Annotated in this window: 10 protein-coding genes; 6 read left to right on the top strand and 4 right to left on the bottom strand. The window is 67.0% G+C overall.

Translation table 11 applies throughout. The features are described 5' to 3' along the window. The first annotated feature begins 62 nt into the window (after positions 1-62). The 4 genes from mqnC (at position 63) to Pla123a_RS13150 (ending at position 5,661) form a co-directional block, all read left to right on the top strand. Complete coding sequence (mqnC, locus tag Pla123a_RS13165; RefSeq protein ID WP_146587661.1) at positions 63-1,199, top strand: cyclic dehypoxanthinyl futalosine synthase; 1,137 nt, start codon at positions 63-65, stop codon at positions 1,197-1,199. 94 nt (positions 1,200-1,293) lie between these two features. Beyond that, the gene (locus tag Pla123a_RS13160) at positions 1,294-2,103 is read left to right on the top strand and encodes an ABC transporter ATP-binding protein (RefSeq protein ID WP_231956440.1); all 810 of its coding nucleotides are present in this window, start codon (positions 1,294-1,296) and stop codon (positions 2,101-2,103) included. Continuing rightward, positions 2,100-4,322 carry an ABC transporter permease subunit/CPBP intramembrane protease gene (locus tag Pla123a_RS13155; RefSeq protein ID WP_146587659.1) on the top strand — a complete coding sequence of 741 codons (2,223 nt, stop codon included), beginning with the start codon at positions 2,100-2,102 and terminating at the stop codon, positions 4,320-4,322. The genes Pla123a_RS13160 and Pla123a_RS13155 overlap by 4 nt, the downstream gene beginning before the upstream one ends. A 97-nt stretch (positions 4,323-4,419) precedes the next feature. Then, positions 4,420-5,661: an amidohydrolase family protein gene (locus tag Pla123a_RS13150; protein WP_146587657.1), complete on the top strand. Its 1,242-nt coding sequence runs from the start codon at positions 4,420-4,422 to the stop codon at positions 5,659-5,661. 67 nt (positions 5,662-5,728) lie between these two features. On the opposite strand, the gene Pla123a_RS13145 is transcribed toward Pla123a_RS13150, so the two are convergent. Further along, positions 5,729-6,406 carry a response regulator transcription factor gene (locus Pla123a_RS13145; protein ID WP_146587655.1) on the bottom strand — a complete coding sequence of 226 codons (678 nt, stop codon included), beginning with the start codon at positions 6,404-6,406 and terminating at the stop codon, positions 5,729-5,731. A 429-nt stretch (positions 6,407-6,835) separates the two neighbouring features. Between Pla123a_RS13145 and Pla123a_RS13140 the strand changes: the two genes are divergently transcribed. Next, complete coding sequence (locus Pla123a_RS13140) at positions 6,836-7,408, top strand: sigma-70 family RNA polymerase sigma factor (RefSeq protein WP_146587653.1); 573 nt, start codon at positions 6,836-6,838, stop codon at positions 7,406-7,408. Next, entirely contained in the window at positions 7,405-9,804 is a 2,400-nt protein-coding gene (locus tag Pla123a_RS13135) for a transporter substrate-binding protein (RefSeq protein ID WP_146587651.1), read from the top strand. Before Pla123a_RS13140 ends, Pla123a_RS13135 begins: the two co-directional genes overlap by 4 nt. A gap of 15 nt (positions 9,805-9,819) precedes the next feature. Here Pla123a_RS13135 and Pla123a_RS13130 read toward each other — a convergent pair whose 3' ends face one another. From Pla123a_RS13130 to tkt, 3 genes are read right to left on the bottom strand one after another with little or no spacing between them, the layout of a single operon-like run. Further along, a complete protein-coding gene (locus Pla123a_RS13130) occupies positions 9,820-11,502 on the bottom strand; it encodes a hypothetical protein (RefSeq protein WP_146587649.1) in 1,683 nt (560 codons plus the stop codon). 20 nt (positions 11,503-11,522) lie between these two features. Further along, positions 11,523-12,029: a DinB family protein gene (locus Pla123a_RS13125; RefSeq protein WP_146587647.1), complete on the bottom strand. Its 507-nt coding sequence runs from the start codon at positions 12,027-12,029 to the stop codon at positions 11,523-11,525. A gap of 18 nt (positions 12,030-12,047) precedes the next feature. Continuing rightward, a complete protein-coding gene (tkt, locus tag Pla123a_RS13120) occupies positions 12,048-14,096 on the bottom strand; it encodes a transketolase (protein WP_146587645.1) in 2,049 nt (682 codons plus the stop codon). Positions 14,097-14,243: the final 147 nt, after the last annotated feature.

Raw genomic sequence — 14,243 nt, 5'->3', positions numbered from 1 at the left:
CGCGTACCCCAAGTGAATTCCGCGCCGCCGACCCGGCGGAGCGTCAGCTCAAGAGCGAACGAATGGTTGCCATCACAACGGTCGACAACATCCTAGCCAAAGCAGTGAACGGCGAGCGGCTGACCCCGGAAGAGGGCGTGCGCCTGCTGCGCTCGACCGACCTCGCCGCGCTGGGCCGCGCCGCGGACGAGATCACCCGCCGCAGGCACCCCGAGCCGTACCGCACGTACAACATCGACCGCAACATCAACTACACGAACATCTGCACCGCGGTCTGCGATTTCTGCGCGTTCTACCGGACCCCGAAGTCGGGCGAGGGGTACGTGCTGCCGATCGAGGAGCTGCTCGACAAGGTCCGCGAGACGGTCGAGCTCGGCGGCGAGCAGATCCTGCTGCAGGGCGGCCTGCACCACGAGTTCAAGCTGGAGTGGTACGAGGAGATGCTCCGCACGATCAAGTCGGAGTTCCCCCAGGTCAATGTCCACGGGTTCAGCCCGCCGGAGATCTACCACTTCACCAAGATGAACAACCTCTCGGCCGAGGAGGTGCTGAAGCGCCTTAAGGCCGCGGGCCTCGGCAGCCTGCCCGGCGGCGGGGCCGAAATCCTGGTCGACCGCGTCCGCAGCGAGATCACTCGCGGAAAGGTGATGACCGACGATTGGCTGCACATGAATCGGGTCTGGCACCAGCTGGGAGGACGCAGCTCCGCGACGATGATGATGGGCCACGTCGAGACCCTGGAGGAACGCGTCGAGCACCTCGACCGGCTGCGCGATCTGCAGGACGAGACCCACGGCTTCACCGCGTTCATCTGCTGGACCTTCCAGCCGGACAACACGCGGCTCTCGCACATCCCGCCGGCCGGCTCGTACGAGTACCTGAAGACCAATGCCGTGGCGCGGCTGTACCTCGATAACTTCGACAACCTGCAGTCGAGCTGGGTCACGCAGGGGCTGAAGATCGGCCAGCTCGCCCTGCTGTACGGCGCCAACGACATGGGCAGCCTGATGATCGAAGAGAACGTCGTGTCCGAGGCCGGCACGGTCCACCACCTCACGCTGGACGACATCCGCGGGGCCATCGAGGAGCTCGGGTTCGAGCCGCGCCAGCGGGATGTCTTCTACAACCCGATCGACCGCGAGTACCGGCCCGTCAAGAACGACGACGGTCACCTGCCCCGGCTGCCGATAGTGAGTTAGGCTCAAGGAGTAGCCTTTCTTCTGTCCGCGGCCGCGACGCCCTGCCGGGGTGCGGCGGCTAGCCGCGATCATTGTTCGGAAGCAGCTGGTACGCATGGATGACGCCACTGGAATGCCCGCAACCGCCAAGGTGGTCGTGCGTGGATTAGTAAAGGAGTACGACGACTTCCAACGGGGGAAGGTGCGGGCGGTCGACGGGCTGACGTTCGAGGCCCACGCCGGCGAGATCATGGGCCTGCTGGGCCCCAACGGCGCGGGCAAGACCACCGCCCTGCGGATCCTCTCGACCCTGCTCCACCCGACCGACGGCGTCGCCCTGGTGAACGGGTTCGACTGCCAGCAGCAGTCGGAACTGGTGCGTCGGCAGATCGGCTTCATCTCGGCCAACACCGCGGTCTACGACCGCATGACCGCCTACGAGTTTGTTGAGTACTTCGGCAAGCTGCACGGCATGGGCGGCGTCGAACTGACCCGTCGCATCGACAAACTCTTCGACCAGCTCGAGATGCAGTCCATGCGGGACACGCTCGGAGCCAAAATGTCGACCGGCATGAAGCAGCGGGCTTCGATCGCCCGGGCGCTGATCCACGACCCGCCGGTCCTGATCTTCGACGAGGCCACCAACGGCCTCGACGTGCTGGCCGCCAGGGCGGTGCTCGACACGGTGTCGCACCTGCGGGAGCAGGGCAAGTGCCTGATTTTTTCAACCCACATCATGCGCGAGGTTGAGCGGCTGTGCGACCGCGTTGCGGTGATGCACCGCGGTCGGATCCTGACCCAGGGCAGCATCGAGGAGCTGCGCGGGCAGCACGAAGAGCAGGACCTAGAAGAGCTGTTCTTCCAGTTGATCCGCGAGGCCGAGGCCTCGTGCGAAGCGCCCAACGGGGAGGCGGCCCAGGCGTGAACTGGCGAAACATCCAACTCGTGTGGTCCCGGGAGATCCGTGACCAGCTCCGCGACCGCCGCACGCTGTTCATGGTGGCGGTGCTGCCGCTGTTCATGTACCCCCTGCTGGGGGCGAGCTTCTTCCAGCTCTCGCAGTTCCTCAAGCAGCACAAGGCGACCGTGGCGGTCGTCGGCTCCGAGCAGCTGGACGAGGTCGAGGGCGTGCCGCCCTTGATCGTCGACGGGGCGTTCGCGGCCGACCTGTTCCTCGACCCGCAGCAGGCCCGGCTGCTCGATGTGCAGACGATCGCCAGCGACAGCCCGGAGGCCGAGATCGGCCAGCTGCAGCGGCGGCTCAAGGCGGGGACCATCGACGCCATCGTGCAGTTCCCGGACGACTTCGCCGAGAGTCTGGGCCGCGTCCGCGAGCAGTCGAAGCACCTGCCCGAAGGTGAGGCCACCCAAGACTCTCGAGTCAGCACCATCCCGGTGCTCTCCAACACGGCCCGCGAGGCGTCGCAGGTGGCCCAGTTGCGGGTAGACCGCGTGCTGGGTTCGTGGATCGAGCGGGTGGTGCGCCGCAACCTGGCCGATGGCAACGTGCCCGAGAGCATCACGCGCCCCATCCAGATTGTCTCGAGCGACGTCGCCGACGAGTCGCAGAAGCGGGCCGGCGTGTGGGCCAAGCTGCTGCCGTTCGTCGTGTTTGTGTGGGCCCTGACAGGGGCGTTCTACCCGGCGGTGGACCTGTGCGCGGGGGAGAAAGAACGCGGCACCCTCGAGACGCTCCTCTCCAGCCCCGCCCAGCGTGGCGAGATCGTCTGGGGCAAGCTGCTGACGGTCATCTGCTTTAGCATGGCGACCTCCCTGCTCAACCTGGCGAGCCTGGGCGCGACCGGGCAGTTCCTGCTGGGCCAGATCACCAATGCCGCGGGCGGCGACGCCGGGCTCGGCATGCCGCCGATCACATCGCTGCTGTGGCTGATCGTGGCCCTGCCGCCGGTCGCCGCGTTGTTCAGCGCCCTGAGCATCGCCTGCGCGTCGTTCGCCAAGAGCACCAAGGAGGGCCAGTACTACTTCATGCCGCTCTTTATGGGCGTCATGCCGCTGATGATGTTCCCGATGTCGCCAGGGGTGGAGCTCAACTTCGGCAACTCGCTGGTGCCGCTGATGGGCGTGGTGCTGCTGCTGCGGTCGCTGATCGAAGGGCAGTACCTCGAGGCGTTGCGTTACGCCGTGCCGGTGGCGGTCGTGACGCTGCTGTGCTGCATGCTGGCGGTCCGCTGGGCCGTGCACCAGTTCAATCAGGAGTCGGTGCTGTTCCGCGAGGGCGAGCAGTTCAGCGTTGGCCAGTGGCTGAAAAAGCTGGTCCGCGAGCCGCAACCGGTGGCCACCGCCGGCATGGCGATGGCCTGCATCGGATTCGTGTTCCTGCTGAAGTTCTTCGCCGAGATGGCGGTCGCTGGCTACGCGGCGTCGGCCCAGCCGGGGGTCTCGCTGTTTGCCGTCATGGTGCTCATCAGCCAGGCCTGCATCCTGGCGCCCGCGGTCTTGATGGCGCTGGTGCTGGTGAAGCGCAAGTCGGCGGCCCTGTTTGGCGCCCGCCGTCCGACCCTGCTGGCGATGGGGTCGGCCTTTGTTCTGGCCCTGCTGGCCCAGCCGGTAGGGATGGAACTGGGGGCGTTGATCCAGCGGGTCTACCCGCCCTCCGAAGAGCTGCTGTCCCAGACCGGCTGGATGCAGGAGATCATGCTTCAGACCCCCGTTTGGGCCTTGATGCTCATGATCGGCGTCCTGCCCGCCCTGTGCGAAGAACTGACGTTTCGGGGCTTTGTGATGGGCGGACTGCGGTCATCGCTCCCCTCGTCGTGGGCGGTGCTGATCTCCGCGGTGGCGTTTGGAGCCGCCCACACAATCCTCCAACAGTCGATTTCGGCGGGGATTCTGGGTGTTTTGCTTGGGTACCTGGCGTTCCGTTGGGGCAGCGTCTGGCCCGGAGTGGCGTTCCACGCTACGTATAACTCCCTGATGGTTCTCTTTACCTCGAGCGTCCCGTGGATTTCCGATTGGGTCCAGAAAACCGGTTGGCGCGGCGTGTTTCAGTTGGATGATAAGGGGCAAGTCAGCGGGTACCACGGGGCGGTGGTTGCCCTGGCGGCCGTGGGCCTGTGTGCGATGCTCGTTTTCTTCGAGCAAACGCGGCCCCGGGCGGCTACAATGGCGGACCCCGCCCAGTAGTTCTGGCTCGTAGCAGGCCGGCCCGCAGCATTGGCGTGCGGATAGCCGTGAATTCCTGCCCACCGGAGTCCTCCCGCCCTAGAAACGCTGCCGCTGAATGTCTGCGATTGCTCTTCGTGCCCGCGTCGTCTACCCAGTGGTGGCGCCCCCAGTTGAGGGCGGTGTCGTCGTTGTCGAGAACGGCAAGATCGTCGAGATTGGCCGCCGTGCGCCCGCTGGGGCCGTCGAGCAGGACCTCGGCGACATGCTCCTGCTCCCTGGGTTGGTCAACGCCCACACCCATCTGGAGTTCAGCTCGCTCAAGAAGCGGCTCGGCAAGCCCGGCCTCAGCCTGCCCGAGTGGGTCCGGCTGGTGATTGCCCAGCGGCCTACCAGCCGCCAGGTAGACAAGGCGGTTTCTGCGGGGATTCAGCAGAGCATCCAGGCCGGCGTCACGACGATCGCCGACATCTGCCGACTGCCCAGCAACGCATACGGCGACGCCGCGGTCTGCCCCCGGGCGGTGCTGATGCAGGAGTCGATCGGCTACTCTCAAGCTCGGGCGGCGTCGGCGTTGTCGGCGGCCAAGCAGGGACTCGACGAGCTCGACGCTGCCTCACGGCGTCCGGACGATCGGGTCTCGCTGGGCGTTAGCCCGCACGCCCCGTACACGGTCTCGCCGCACCTGATCCGGGAGCTGGTGTCGCTCGCCTCGGAGCGGAAGCTGCCGGTGGCCCTGCACCTGGCGGAGTCTCCCGAAGAGCTGGAGCTGATGAACTCCGGCACCGGACCCTTCCAAGAGCTCTTGGAAGAGCGGAGCATGTGGGACCCTTGGAGCGTGTCCCGCGGGGCGACCCCGCAGGACTACCTGCGGATCCTCAACCTGGCCCCGCACGCGCTGGTGGTTCACGGCAATTACCTGGACCACGCCGCGCTCGCGATGATGGGCCGCCACTCCGACAGCATGTCGCTGGTCTACTGCCCGCGGACGCACAGCTACTTCAAGCACCAAGAGTACCCGCTCGCGGACGCCCTCACGCTCGGCGTCCGGGTCTGCCTGGGATCGGACAGCCTCGCCTCGAGCCAGGATCTGTCCATCCTGAGCGAGATGCGCGAAGTCGCCGCCAAGCACCCTGCCGTTTCGCCCGAGGCGATCCTGCGGATGGCGACCCACGCCGGAGCCGAGGCCCTGGGCGTCAACGATCGGGCCGGCAGCATCCGCCCCGGCGCGCCCGCCGATATGGTCGCGGTGCGTGTCCCCGGCGGCATCGATGGTCGGGCCAACTCGCTCCTCGAGTCGGTGCTCAATGACGACCAGCCGATCGCCCACTGCTGGATCGGCGGCCAGTCGGTAGCGTAGGCCGGGTGTGGCTAGGCCTGTAGTGGGGCGTGGCCGGGCCTGTAGTGAGGCGTGCGGCTCGCCGCGGTTAGCAACGCGGCTCGAAGCAGGTGTCCAATGCCCTTGCGCCAAGCGGGATGACCCGCTCGGTCAGCACCTGCAGTTCGGTCGCCCTGGCGGCCAACTCGGTGGCGTTCTCGCAGCGGAACTTCCGCAGGATGCGGGCACGGATCTTCTCCACCGTTCGCACCGACACATCAAGATCGCCGGCGATAACCTTGTTGAGCTTGCCGCCGATGACCGATTCCATCACCCGCTTTTCCTGAGCGGTCAGTTCGCTCTGTGAAGACCGCAAGGCCTTGAGTCGCTGCTGCAGTTCGTAGCACTTGGCGTCCTGCACGAGGGCCTGCTTGATAGCGGCCACGATGTCCGATGGTTGAGCGGGCTTCTCCAGCACCGTGACTGCCCCGGCCTGCATGTAGGCCACGGCCACGGCCACGGTAGCGGCAGAGGTTAGCACCACGATCGGCGTTGTATCGCCGCGGTTCTGCAGTTCTTGCTGCAGCTGCAGCCCGGTGCCGTCAGACAGGTTGTGTTCGGTGACGATGCACTGCGGACGCTGGTTGCGGCTGGCCGATAGCAGCGAGGCCAGCGTCGCGAAGCACATTGATTCGATCGGGAGTTCCCCCAGTGCGTGCTGCAGTAGGCTAGTCGTGTGTTGTTCGTCATCAAGGATGTAGGCTATTGGCTGACTAAGATCGCTCATTCAATGGGTCCCCCGATTTGGTTTATTGATTCCGCTTATGAATTCACAAGGGACTACGACAAACAGGTCGGTATAGCGCAATAATTTGTAGAAATGGGTTCGGCTGTCCGATCGGTTGCGGTCATAATGCTTTACCCAGCAACGACTTCTTGCTACCATTCGGAAATCCGCTGGGGCAGCGGAACACGGCAATCGGGGCCCAGCCTGAGGTTCCGCAGCCGTGTTCATCCGATGGGAGATCGGCCGTGGTGGCCTTTCTAGAAACGTTTGGCGGAACGTATCTCTGGCCTGCCTCCACGGGTTCGTTGGGCTTGTTCAGCGGGGTGCCTTTCCATCGATGCGGCTGCGCTTTGGTCATCCGGGCCGAGCGGCCGTGCCGCAGAACGTCCCTCAGGCAGAGTTTCCGACGGACTATAGGGTTGCTGGCAAGTGGCCGATTCTGATCAGATCACCGCGGTGCTCCAGGCGCTCGGCAGCGGCGATCAGAAGGAGATCGACCGCCTGATGCCGCTCGTCTACGACGAGATGCGCGAGATCGCATCCCGCTACATGAGCCGACAGCCGTCGGGGCACACGCTGCGTTCGACCGCGCTGGTCAACGAGGCCTACCTCAAACTCTGTTCCGGAGCCGACGCGAACTGGCAGGGGCGTAGTCACTTCTTCGCCGCCGGCGCGCAGGCCATGCGTCGCATCCTGGTCGACCACGCCCGCTCCAAGCAGCGAGACAAACGCGGCGGCGGCCTGCAGCGCGTCGAGTTGGACGACGACCTCCTGGGCCGCGAGCAGAAGCAAGAAGACATCCTCGCCCTGAACGAGGCGATCACCAAGCTGCAGGACCTCGACCCCCGCCAGGCGAGTATCGTGGAGCTGCGGTTCTTCGGCGGCATGACCGTGCAGCAAGTGGCCGAGGCGCTGGGCGTCTCGAAGCGGACGGTCGAGTTGGAGTGGAAGATGGCCCGCGCGTGGCTGCGGCGAGAGCTGGCCGCGGAGGACGCGCCGTGACCCCCAGCGAGTACCGCCGGCTAAAAGAGGTGTTCTTCGACGCCTGCAAGCTCTCGCCGTCCGAGCGTGAGGCCTATCTTCTCGACGCGCTCGGTGGCGACACGGCGTTGCTTGCCGAGGCCCGCGAGCTGTTCAAGTTCAACGAGAGCGAGACCCTTGTCGGCGGCCTCTCGGACACCGCGCTGTTCGCCGTCGGGCGGCCGGCACCCCCTACGGCGGGCCAGGTTGCGTGGGAAGGGCGCAAGATCGGCAAGTACCAGGTGACCCGCGTCCTCGAGTCGGGGGGGATGGGCACCGTGCTCGAGGCGCAGGACACCACCATCGGACGGCGGGTCGCCATCAAGGTGCTGCACGCGGAGCTGGCGGAAGACGATGCCATGTGCCAACGGTTCCTCGCCGAAGCCCGCGCAGCCGGGGCGATCAACCACCCCAACGTCGTCACCCTGTACGACGTCGGCGAGGAAGAAGACCTCCGCTACCTCGTGATGGAATACGCCGAAGACGGCAGCGCCGAGGACCTGGTTCAGCTCACCGGCGCTCTGGGCGTCGAGCGCGCGACCGACCTGCTGCTGCAGGCTTGCCACGGGGTGGCCGCCGCTCACGCCGCGGGCCTGGTCCACCGCGACCTCAAGCCGGCAAACCTGCTCATAAGGAGCGATGGGACCGTCAAGGTGACCGACTTCGGGATCGCCAAGCTCGAGGACGCCAATGCCCAGCGGCTCACGCTAGACGGGCAGATCATCGGCACGCCCAACTACATGAGCCCTGAGCAGTGCCAGGGCGCAGAGATCGACGCCCGCACCGATATCTACGCCCTCGGCGCCACCTACTACACGCTTCTGGTCGGCAGAATGCCCTACGCCGACCGCAAGAACCTGGTCAGCCTGATCAACGCGCACTGCTCGGCCGAGCCGCCCGACCCGCGCAGCTACGACCGCGAGTTTCCGGCCGCGCCCGCGATGATCATCCGCAAGGCGATGGCCAAGTCGATCAGCGAACGCTACCAAACCGTCACCGAGCTGATGGACGACCTTTGCCGTCTCAAGCAGGGCCCCGTGCCCGAGCCAGCGGGGCGCCCGGCGAGTCGGGCCTCGCTGGGGGCCGCGGCCGCGGCCCTGGTGTTGCTGGCGGTCGCTGGCTGGTCGTTGTACGGGAAGGGCCGGGGGATCGACCCACTAGACGCGGCGCGAGGTAGCGAGTCCTCGGCCGCTGCTGCTGCGGCTGCCACGGAGCAGGAACCGATTCGGGTAGGCATCCTGCATTCGCTGACCGGCACGATGGCGCGCACCGAGGAGATGAGCGTCGACGCTTGCCTGCTGGCGCTCGACGAGATCAACCGCCGCGGCGGCGTGCTGGGCCGCCGGGTCGAACCGGTGATCGCCGACGGCGGATCCCTCGGCGTGACGTTTGCAACGCAGGCGGCGCGGCTCATCGACGACGACCAGGTCGTGACCATCTTCGGCTGCTGCACGTCAGACAGCCGCAAGGCGGTCAAGGCGGTTGTCGAGGCAAAGAACCACCTGCTCGTGTACCCCACCAACCACGAGGGCCTAGAGACCAGCCCCAACGTGGTCTACCTAGGGGGCGACCCGAGTCAGACGCTCATCCCGTGCGCGCGCTGGTCGTACGCGTTCGGCGGCAAGCGTCGGTTCTTCTTGGTGGGTTCCGACTACGTCTACCCCCGCTTGGCGAACGAAATCCTCAAGGATTACCTCGCGTCGCTTGGCGCAGAGATCGTCGGAGAGGAGTACCTGCCGCTCGGGTCGTCGAGCGTCGGCGGGGTGGTGCAGAAGATCGAGGCAGCCAGCCCCGACGCGATCATCAACACGGTCAGCGGCGACACCCAGACCGCGTTTGTCCGGTCGCTGCGTTCGGCGGGCGTGAGCGCGACACAGTTCACCACCGGCATGGGTGAGCAGGAGGTCCGCAATACTAGTGTCCGCCTGATGGTGGGGGACTACTCGGTCAGCACCTACTTCCAGACGATTGGTTCCCCCGCCAACGACGCTTTTGTGGCCGCCTTCCACTCGCGGTACGGCAAGCAGCGAGCAATCAGCGCACCGATGGAAACGTCCTACATCAGCGTGATGATGTGGGCGCAGGCGGTTGAGGCGTGCGGCAGCCTCGAGCCGCCGGCGATCACCGATTCCTACACGAAGCAGCGGTACCAGGCGCCGAGCGGCGAGATCCATATCGACCCCGAAAGCCACTACGCCTTCCGCAACTCCTACCTGGGCGAGATCCAAGACGACGGCAACTTCAAGATCGCCTGGCAGAGCTCCGGGCCGGTTCCTCCTCAGCCGTACCCAGAGAGCCGCCCGGCCGCGGATTGGGAGCAGCTGCTAGAAGATCTTCGAGAGCAGTGGGGCGGCGGCTGGGCCGCCCCTGAAGAGTAGGCGCCGGTCGTCGGCTTACTGCTCTTCGGAACGGCGGTCGGCCCGCTTCGTGAACAGCGCGGCCAGTCTCGCGAGGGTCGACTCCGGCGCCGCCAGCTTCAGGCGCCAGGACCCGTTCCCCTGCCCCACCTCGAATGAGAGCGGCGCCTCGTCGAGGTTGGCCGGAGGCGAGTAGCCGATGGCGTCGGCCATGTAGTGGTTGAGAATCGCGTTCTGCCAGTTGGCGTAGCGGTCCAAGCGGACGCTGCCGCCGAGTGTCTGCTCGACAAGAGGGCTCGACTCGTCGGCCTGCTCGACGACCTGCTCGACGACCTTGGCGAGGTCTTCGTCGGCGACATCGGCCAGCAGCACTCGGTTCCCATCCAGGCGTACCAGCTTCGTGACGTGCAGGCCCGACTTACCGTAGTACTTCTGCATGATCTCCCGGGTCGCCGCCGAGGGCGGCGACTCGATCGCCGCGCCAAGATCAGTCGTGAACCGGGTTTCCATGGGCTGGTCGGGCCGACCCTCCCGGCTGACCTCGATCGACAGCCGCACCCGGGCGTCGGACGCGGCCACCAGCCGGTTCCAGGCGTCGGTCGCCGCTTCGAGGTGGGCGGCGAACTCGGCCGAATCGGTAGTCTGCAGCCCGATCAGCCGGTTCGAGTAGAAAGGGTCGGCTTCGCTGCGGGCAAGCAGGGTCGCATCGACCCCGGTGACCATGTCGACCGCTGCCAGGGCGTGCTCCTCGACCTCGGCATACTCCTTCTCCGGGTAGGTCGAGGCCTCGATCTCGTCCGGGCGGCCGCGGGCGTAGGCGAGCGTCAGGCCGACCAGCGGCCTGAGCGACCCATCGGTCGCATCTCCGCTTAGCGTAGCGATCGGTTCGCGGGGCGCGGCCAACGCGATCGGTGGTTTGGGGTCCGCCGCCGCTGGCGGTGGACCGGCGTGCGGCTGTCGCAGGGCGGCGGTAATTTCCGCGGCGACGCCGCCGTCATCCTGCAGCGTGAGGCCGAACGTCCCCGCCTTGAACAACTCGGCGACGCGGTCGGCCAGCGGCAGGTTGCCGCCAATCGCGGCGTCCACCCAGGCCGCCGACGGGGGCCAGGCGAGGCGGGTGAGGGCGAACCTCCGGTGGGCGTCGCGGGCGATCGACTGCTGCTCGACGCGTCCCCGCAGCAGGTCGAGCCCGCGCTCCGACAGCCGGACGGTCAGGTCGTGGTCGGGGGACGGAGAATCAGTAATCGCGTCGTCGTCGGCCTGGTCGAGGAGGATCGCCTGCTCGGCGAGCGGGACGACCAGCGTCGCGCCCCGACGCTCCCGCGCGGCGAAGTCGACGCCGTTGATCGAGAAGATCGCGATCTGACCGGTGAGGTCGCCGCCGAACGCCGCCGCCAGCGTCGCTGGCGTGGTCGGAACCGCAAAGAACGGGTACATCCGGGCAACGTCACCGGACGGCGCCGCGAGCCCGACCGCGATGTTCTTACCGGCGAGTTGGAACTCGGGCGATTTGATCAGTTCTAGGAACGCCGGGTCGATCCAGGGCGCGCCGAGCTGGCCCGCCAGCCTCTGCCCCTTGGGCGCGACCGCGAGCGGGTCTCGGACCGTGAGTGCTGCGATCCAGTCGCCCGGAATGGGGGACCGCGCCGCGGTGAACCCGTCGAGGGAGAGCAAACAACTGGTGGCCAGCACCAGGGCAACGCGGCGCGGACTGAGCATGACGGCGACCGAGTGGGCGGTTAGCCCGGCTCGTCGGCAGACGGGCCGTAAAGGCCGGGCACGGGGATGTCGTTAAGCCGCAAGTAGACCGTCAGTATAGCACGGTGGTGGATCAGGTGGTTGAGGATAAACGTCCGCACGACGTTGGCGCGGGGTTCCTCTATCCACGCCTGGCCCTGGTTGAGCAGCCGCCAGGTGACCTGCATCTCGTCGTCCGACACCCGCTCGATCGCGGCCCTAGCAGACTCGACATTCGCGTCGAACTCCGCCAGCACCGCCGCTGGTGTCGGATGGTTTGGCGACTGGTACGGCTCGCCGCCGACTGGGTTGATCTCCCACTCGGTCTGCGTCAGGGTCCCCTCCACCCAGCCGACAATCTCGGCCAGGTGGTTGGCGTTCCAGCCGATCGTGCGGCTCTTGGGGTGCGGGCTCCAGTCCCACTTGTCTGCCGGCGCGCGCTCGAGGACGCGTCGCGTCGACGCGGTTTCGCGGAGGAACTCCGGCAGCACTAGGTCGCTGTAGTCCATCGGGGCCCCGCGTGGCGGCTAGAGCTGAGCCTTGGCGGCGGCAACCATCGCTTCCGCAGTGATGCCGCGGGCCTTGTACACGTCCTCGAAGGGGCCAGAGTCGCCGAAGCTGTCCATCCCGATGAAGGCCCCGGTCAGTCCGAGGTAGGCGTCCCAGCCCTGGCGAACGCCCGCCTCGCAAGCCACCCGTGCGGTGACCGCTGGCGGCAGCACGCTCTCGCGGTAGGAAGCGTCCTGGTCCTCGAACAGCTCGAACGACGGCACGCTCACGACGCGGGCCTTGACTCCGTCGGCGGTGAGCTGCTCGTAGGCCTCGACAGCCAGGCTCAGCTCGCTGCCGGAGGCCATCAGGATGACGTCCGGATTGCCGCCCTCGGCGTCGGCCAGCACGTAGGCGCCCTTGTCGACCCCCTCGACGGCGGCGTACTTGTCGCGGCACAGGGTCGGCATGTTCTGGCGGGTCAGCACCATCGCCACCGGGCGGTGCTGCTCGGCGATGGCGACATGCCACGTGCGGCTCGCCTCGTTGGCGTCGCCCGGTCGCATGACGACCAGGCCGGGGATCGCGCGGGCCGCGGCCAGCTGCTCAACCGGCTGGTGAGTCGGGCCGTCTTCGCCAACGCCGATCGAGTCGTGGGTGAATACGTACGTGACCGGTAGCTTCATTAGGGCGCTGAGCCGCATCGCCGGACGCAGGTAATCGCTGAACACAAAAAAGGTCGACACGTACGGTCGCAGTCCCAACAACGCCATGCCGTTACCGGCGGCGGCCATGGCGTGCTCGCGGATGCCAAAGTGCAGGTTGCGGCCGGCGTGGCTGGTGGGGCCGAAGCTCCCCTCGCCGTCGATCAGGGTCTTGGTGCTGGGCGCCAGGTCGGCCGAGCCGCCCAGCATCCAGGGCAGGTTCTTGGCCACGCCGTTGAGGGCCTTGCCGCCCGAGCCGCGGGTCGCGGTCCCCTTGGGGTCGGCCGGGAACACGGGCAGGTCCTTGTCCCAGCCCGCCGGCAACTCGCCGGCCCAGATCTTATCGAGCTCGGCGGCCAGTTCCGGGTGGGCGGCGGAGTAGGCCTCGTAGGTCTTGTCCCAAGAGGTCCGGGCGGCGGCTCCCCGCTCGCCCATGGTCGAGGCGAAGTGCTCAAGCGTCTCGTCGGGGACGTAGAACTTCTTGTCCGCCGGCCAGCCGTAGGCCTCCTTGGTGAGCTTGACCTCCTCGTCGCCGAGCGGGGATCCGTGGGCTCCCGAGGTGCCGGCCGCGTGGGGCGCGCCGTAGCCGATGACGCTGCGGACGATAATCAGCGTCGGGCCGGCTTGGTTGGCCTTGAACTTGGAGAAGGCCTGGCCGAGCGCCTTGAGGTCGTTGGCGTCGTCGACGCGGTAGACGGTCCAGCCGAGCCCCTCGAAGCGGGTCGCGACGTCCTCGCTGAACGCCAGGTCGGTGTCGCCCTCGATGGTGATGTGGTTGTCGTCGTACACCCAGCAGAGGTTCGACAGCTTGAGGTGCCCGGCGAGCGAGGCCGCCTCGCACGCGACGCCCTCCATCAGGTCGCCGTCGCTGCACTGGACATAGACATCAAAATCGAACAGCTCCTTGCCCGGCTTGTTGTAGCGGGCGGCCAGCCAGTTCTGACCGATCGCCATGCCGACGCTGTTCGCGCAGCCCTGGCCGAGCGGGCCGGTGGTGGTCTCGACGCCGGTCGTGTGGCCGTGCTCGGGGTGCCCCGGGGTGAGGCTGCCGTACTGCCGGAAGTTCTTCAGGTCGTCGACCGTCAGGGCCGGCTCGTCGAGGACCTTGCCGCACGCCTTGGCCTTCTTGATGCCCGACACGTGGATCATCGAGTACAGCAGCATCGACGCGTGGCCGCACGACAGGATGTAGCGGTCGCGGTTCGGCCACAGCGGGGCGCCCGGGTCGTAGTCCATCTCCTGCGCCCAGATCTGGTACGCGACCGGCGCCAGCGCCATCGGCGTGCCGGGGTGGCCACTGTTGGCGGCCTGAACGCCGTCCATCGACAGCGTCCGGATGGTGTTGATGGCGGTCGTGACAGTGTCTAGAGCGGACGTGGACATTGGGAGGGCTGTCTCACCTGCGGTTTCTGGGCCTGTTATCTGCTGGCGGTAGTCTATGTCTGGCGTGATCGGGCTGTCAACGATGCCCAGCGGCAGTATCGCCGGCAGATTCGCCCGCAAGGGCGGGATCGCGAACCGGGGCCGACC

It is taken from the genome of Posidoniimonas polymericola, from assembly GCF_007859935.1.
Classification (GTDB): domain Bacteria; phylum Planctomycetota; class Planctomycetia; order Pirellulales; family Lacipirellulaceae; genus Posidoniimonas; species Posidoniimonas polymericola.
The sequence above is the reverse complement of the archived record's forward strand: the minus strand, read 5'-3'. Positions and strand labels throughout refer to the sequence as shown.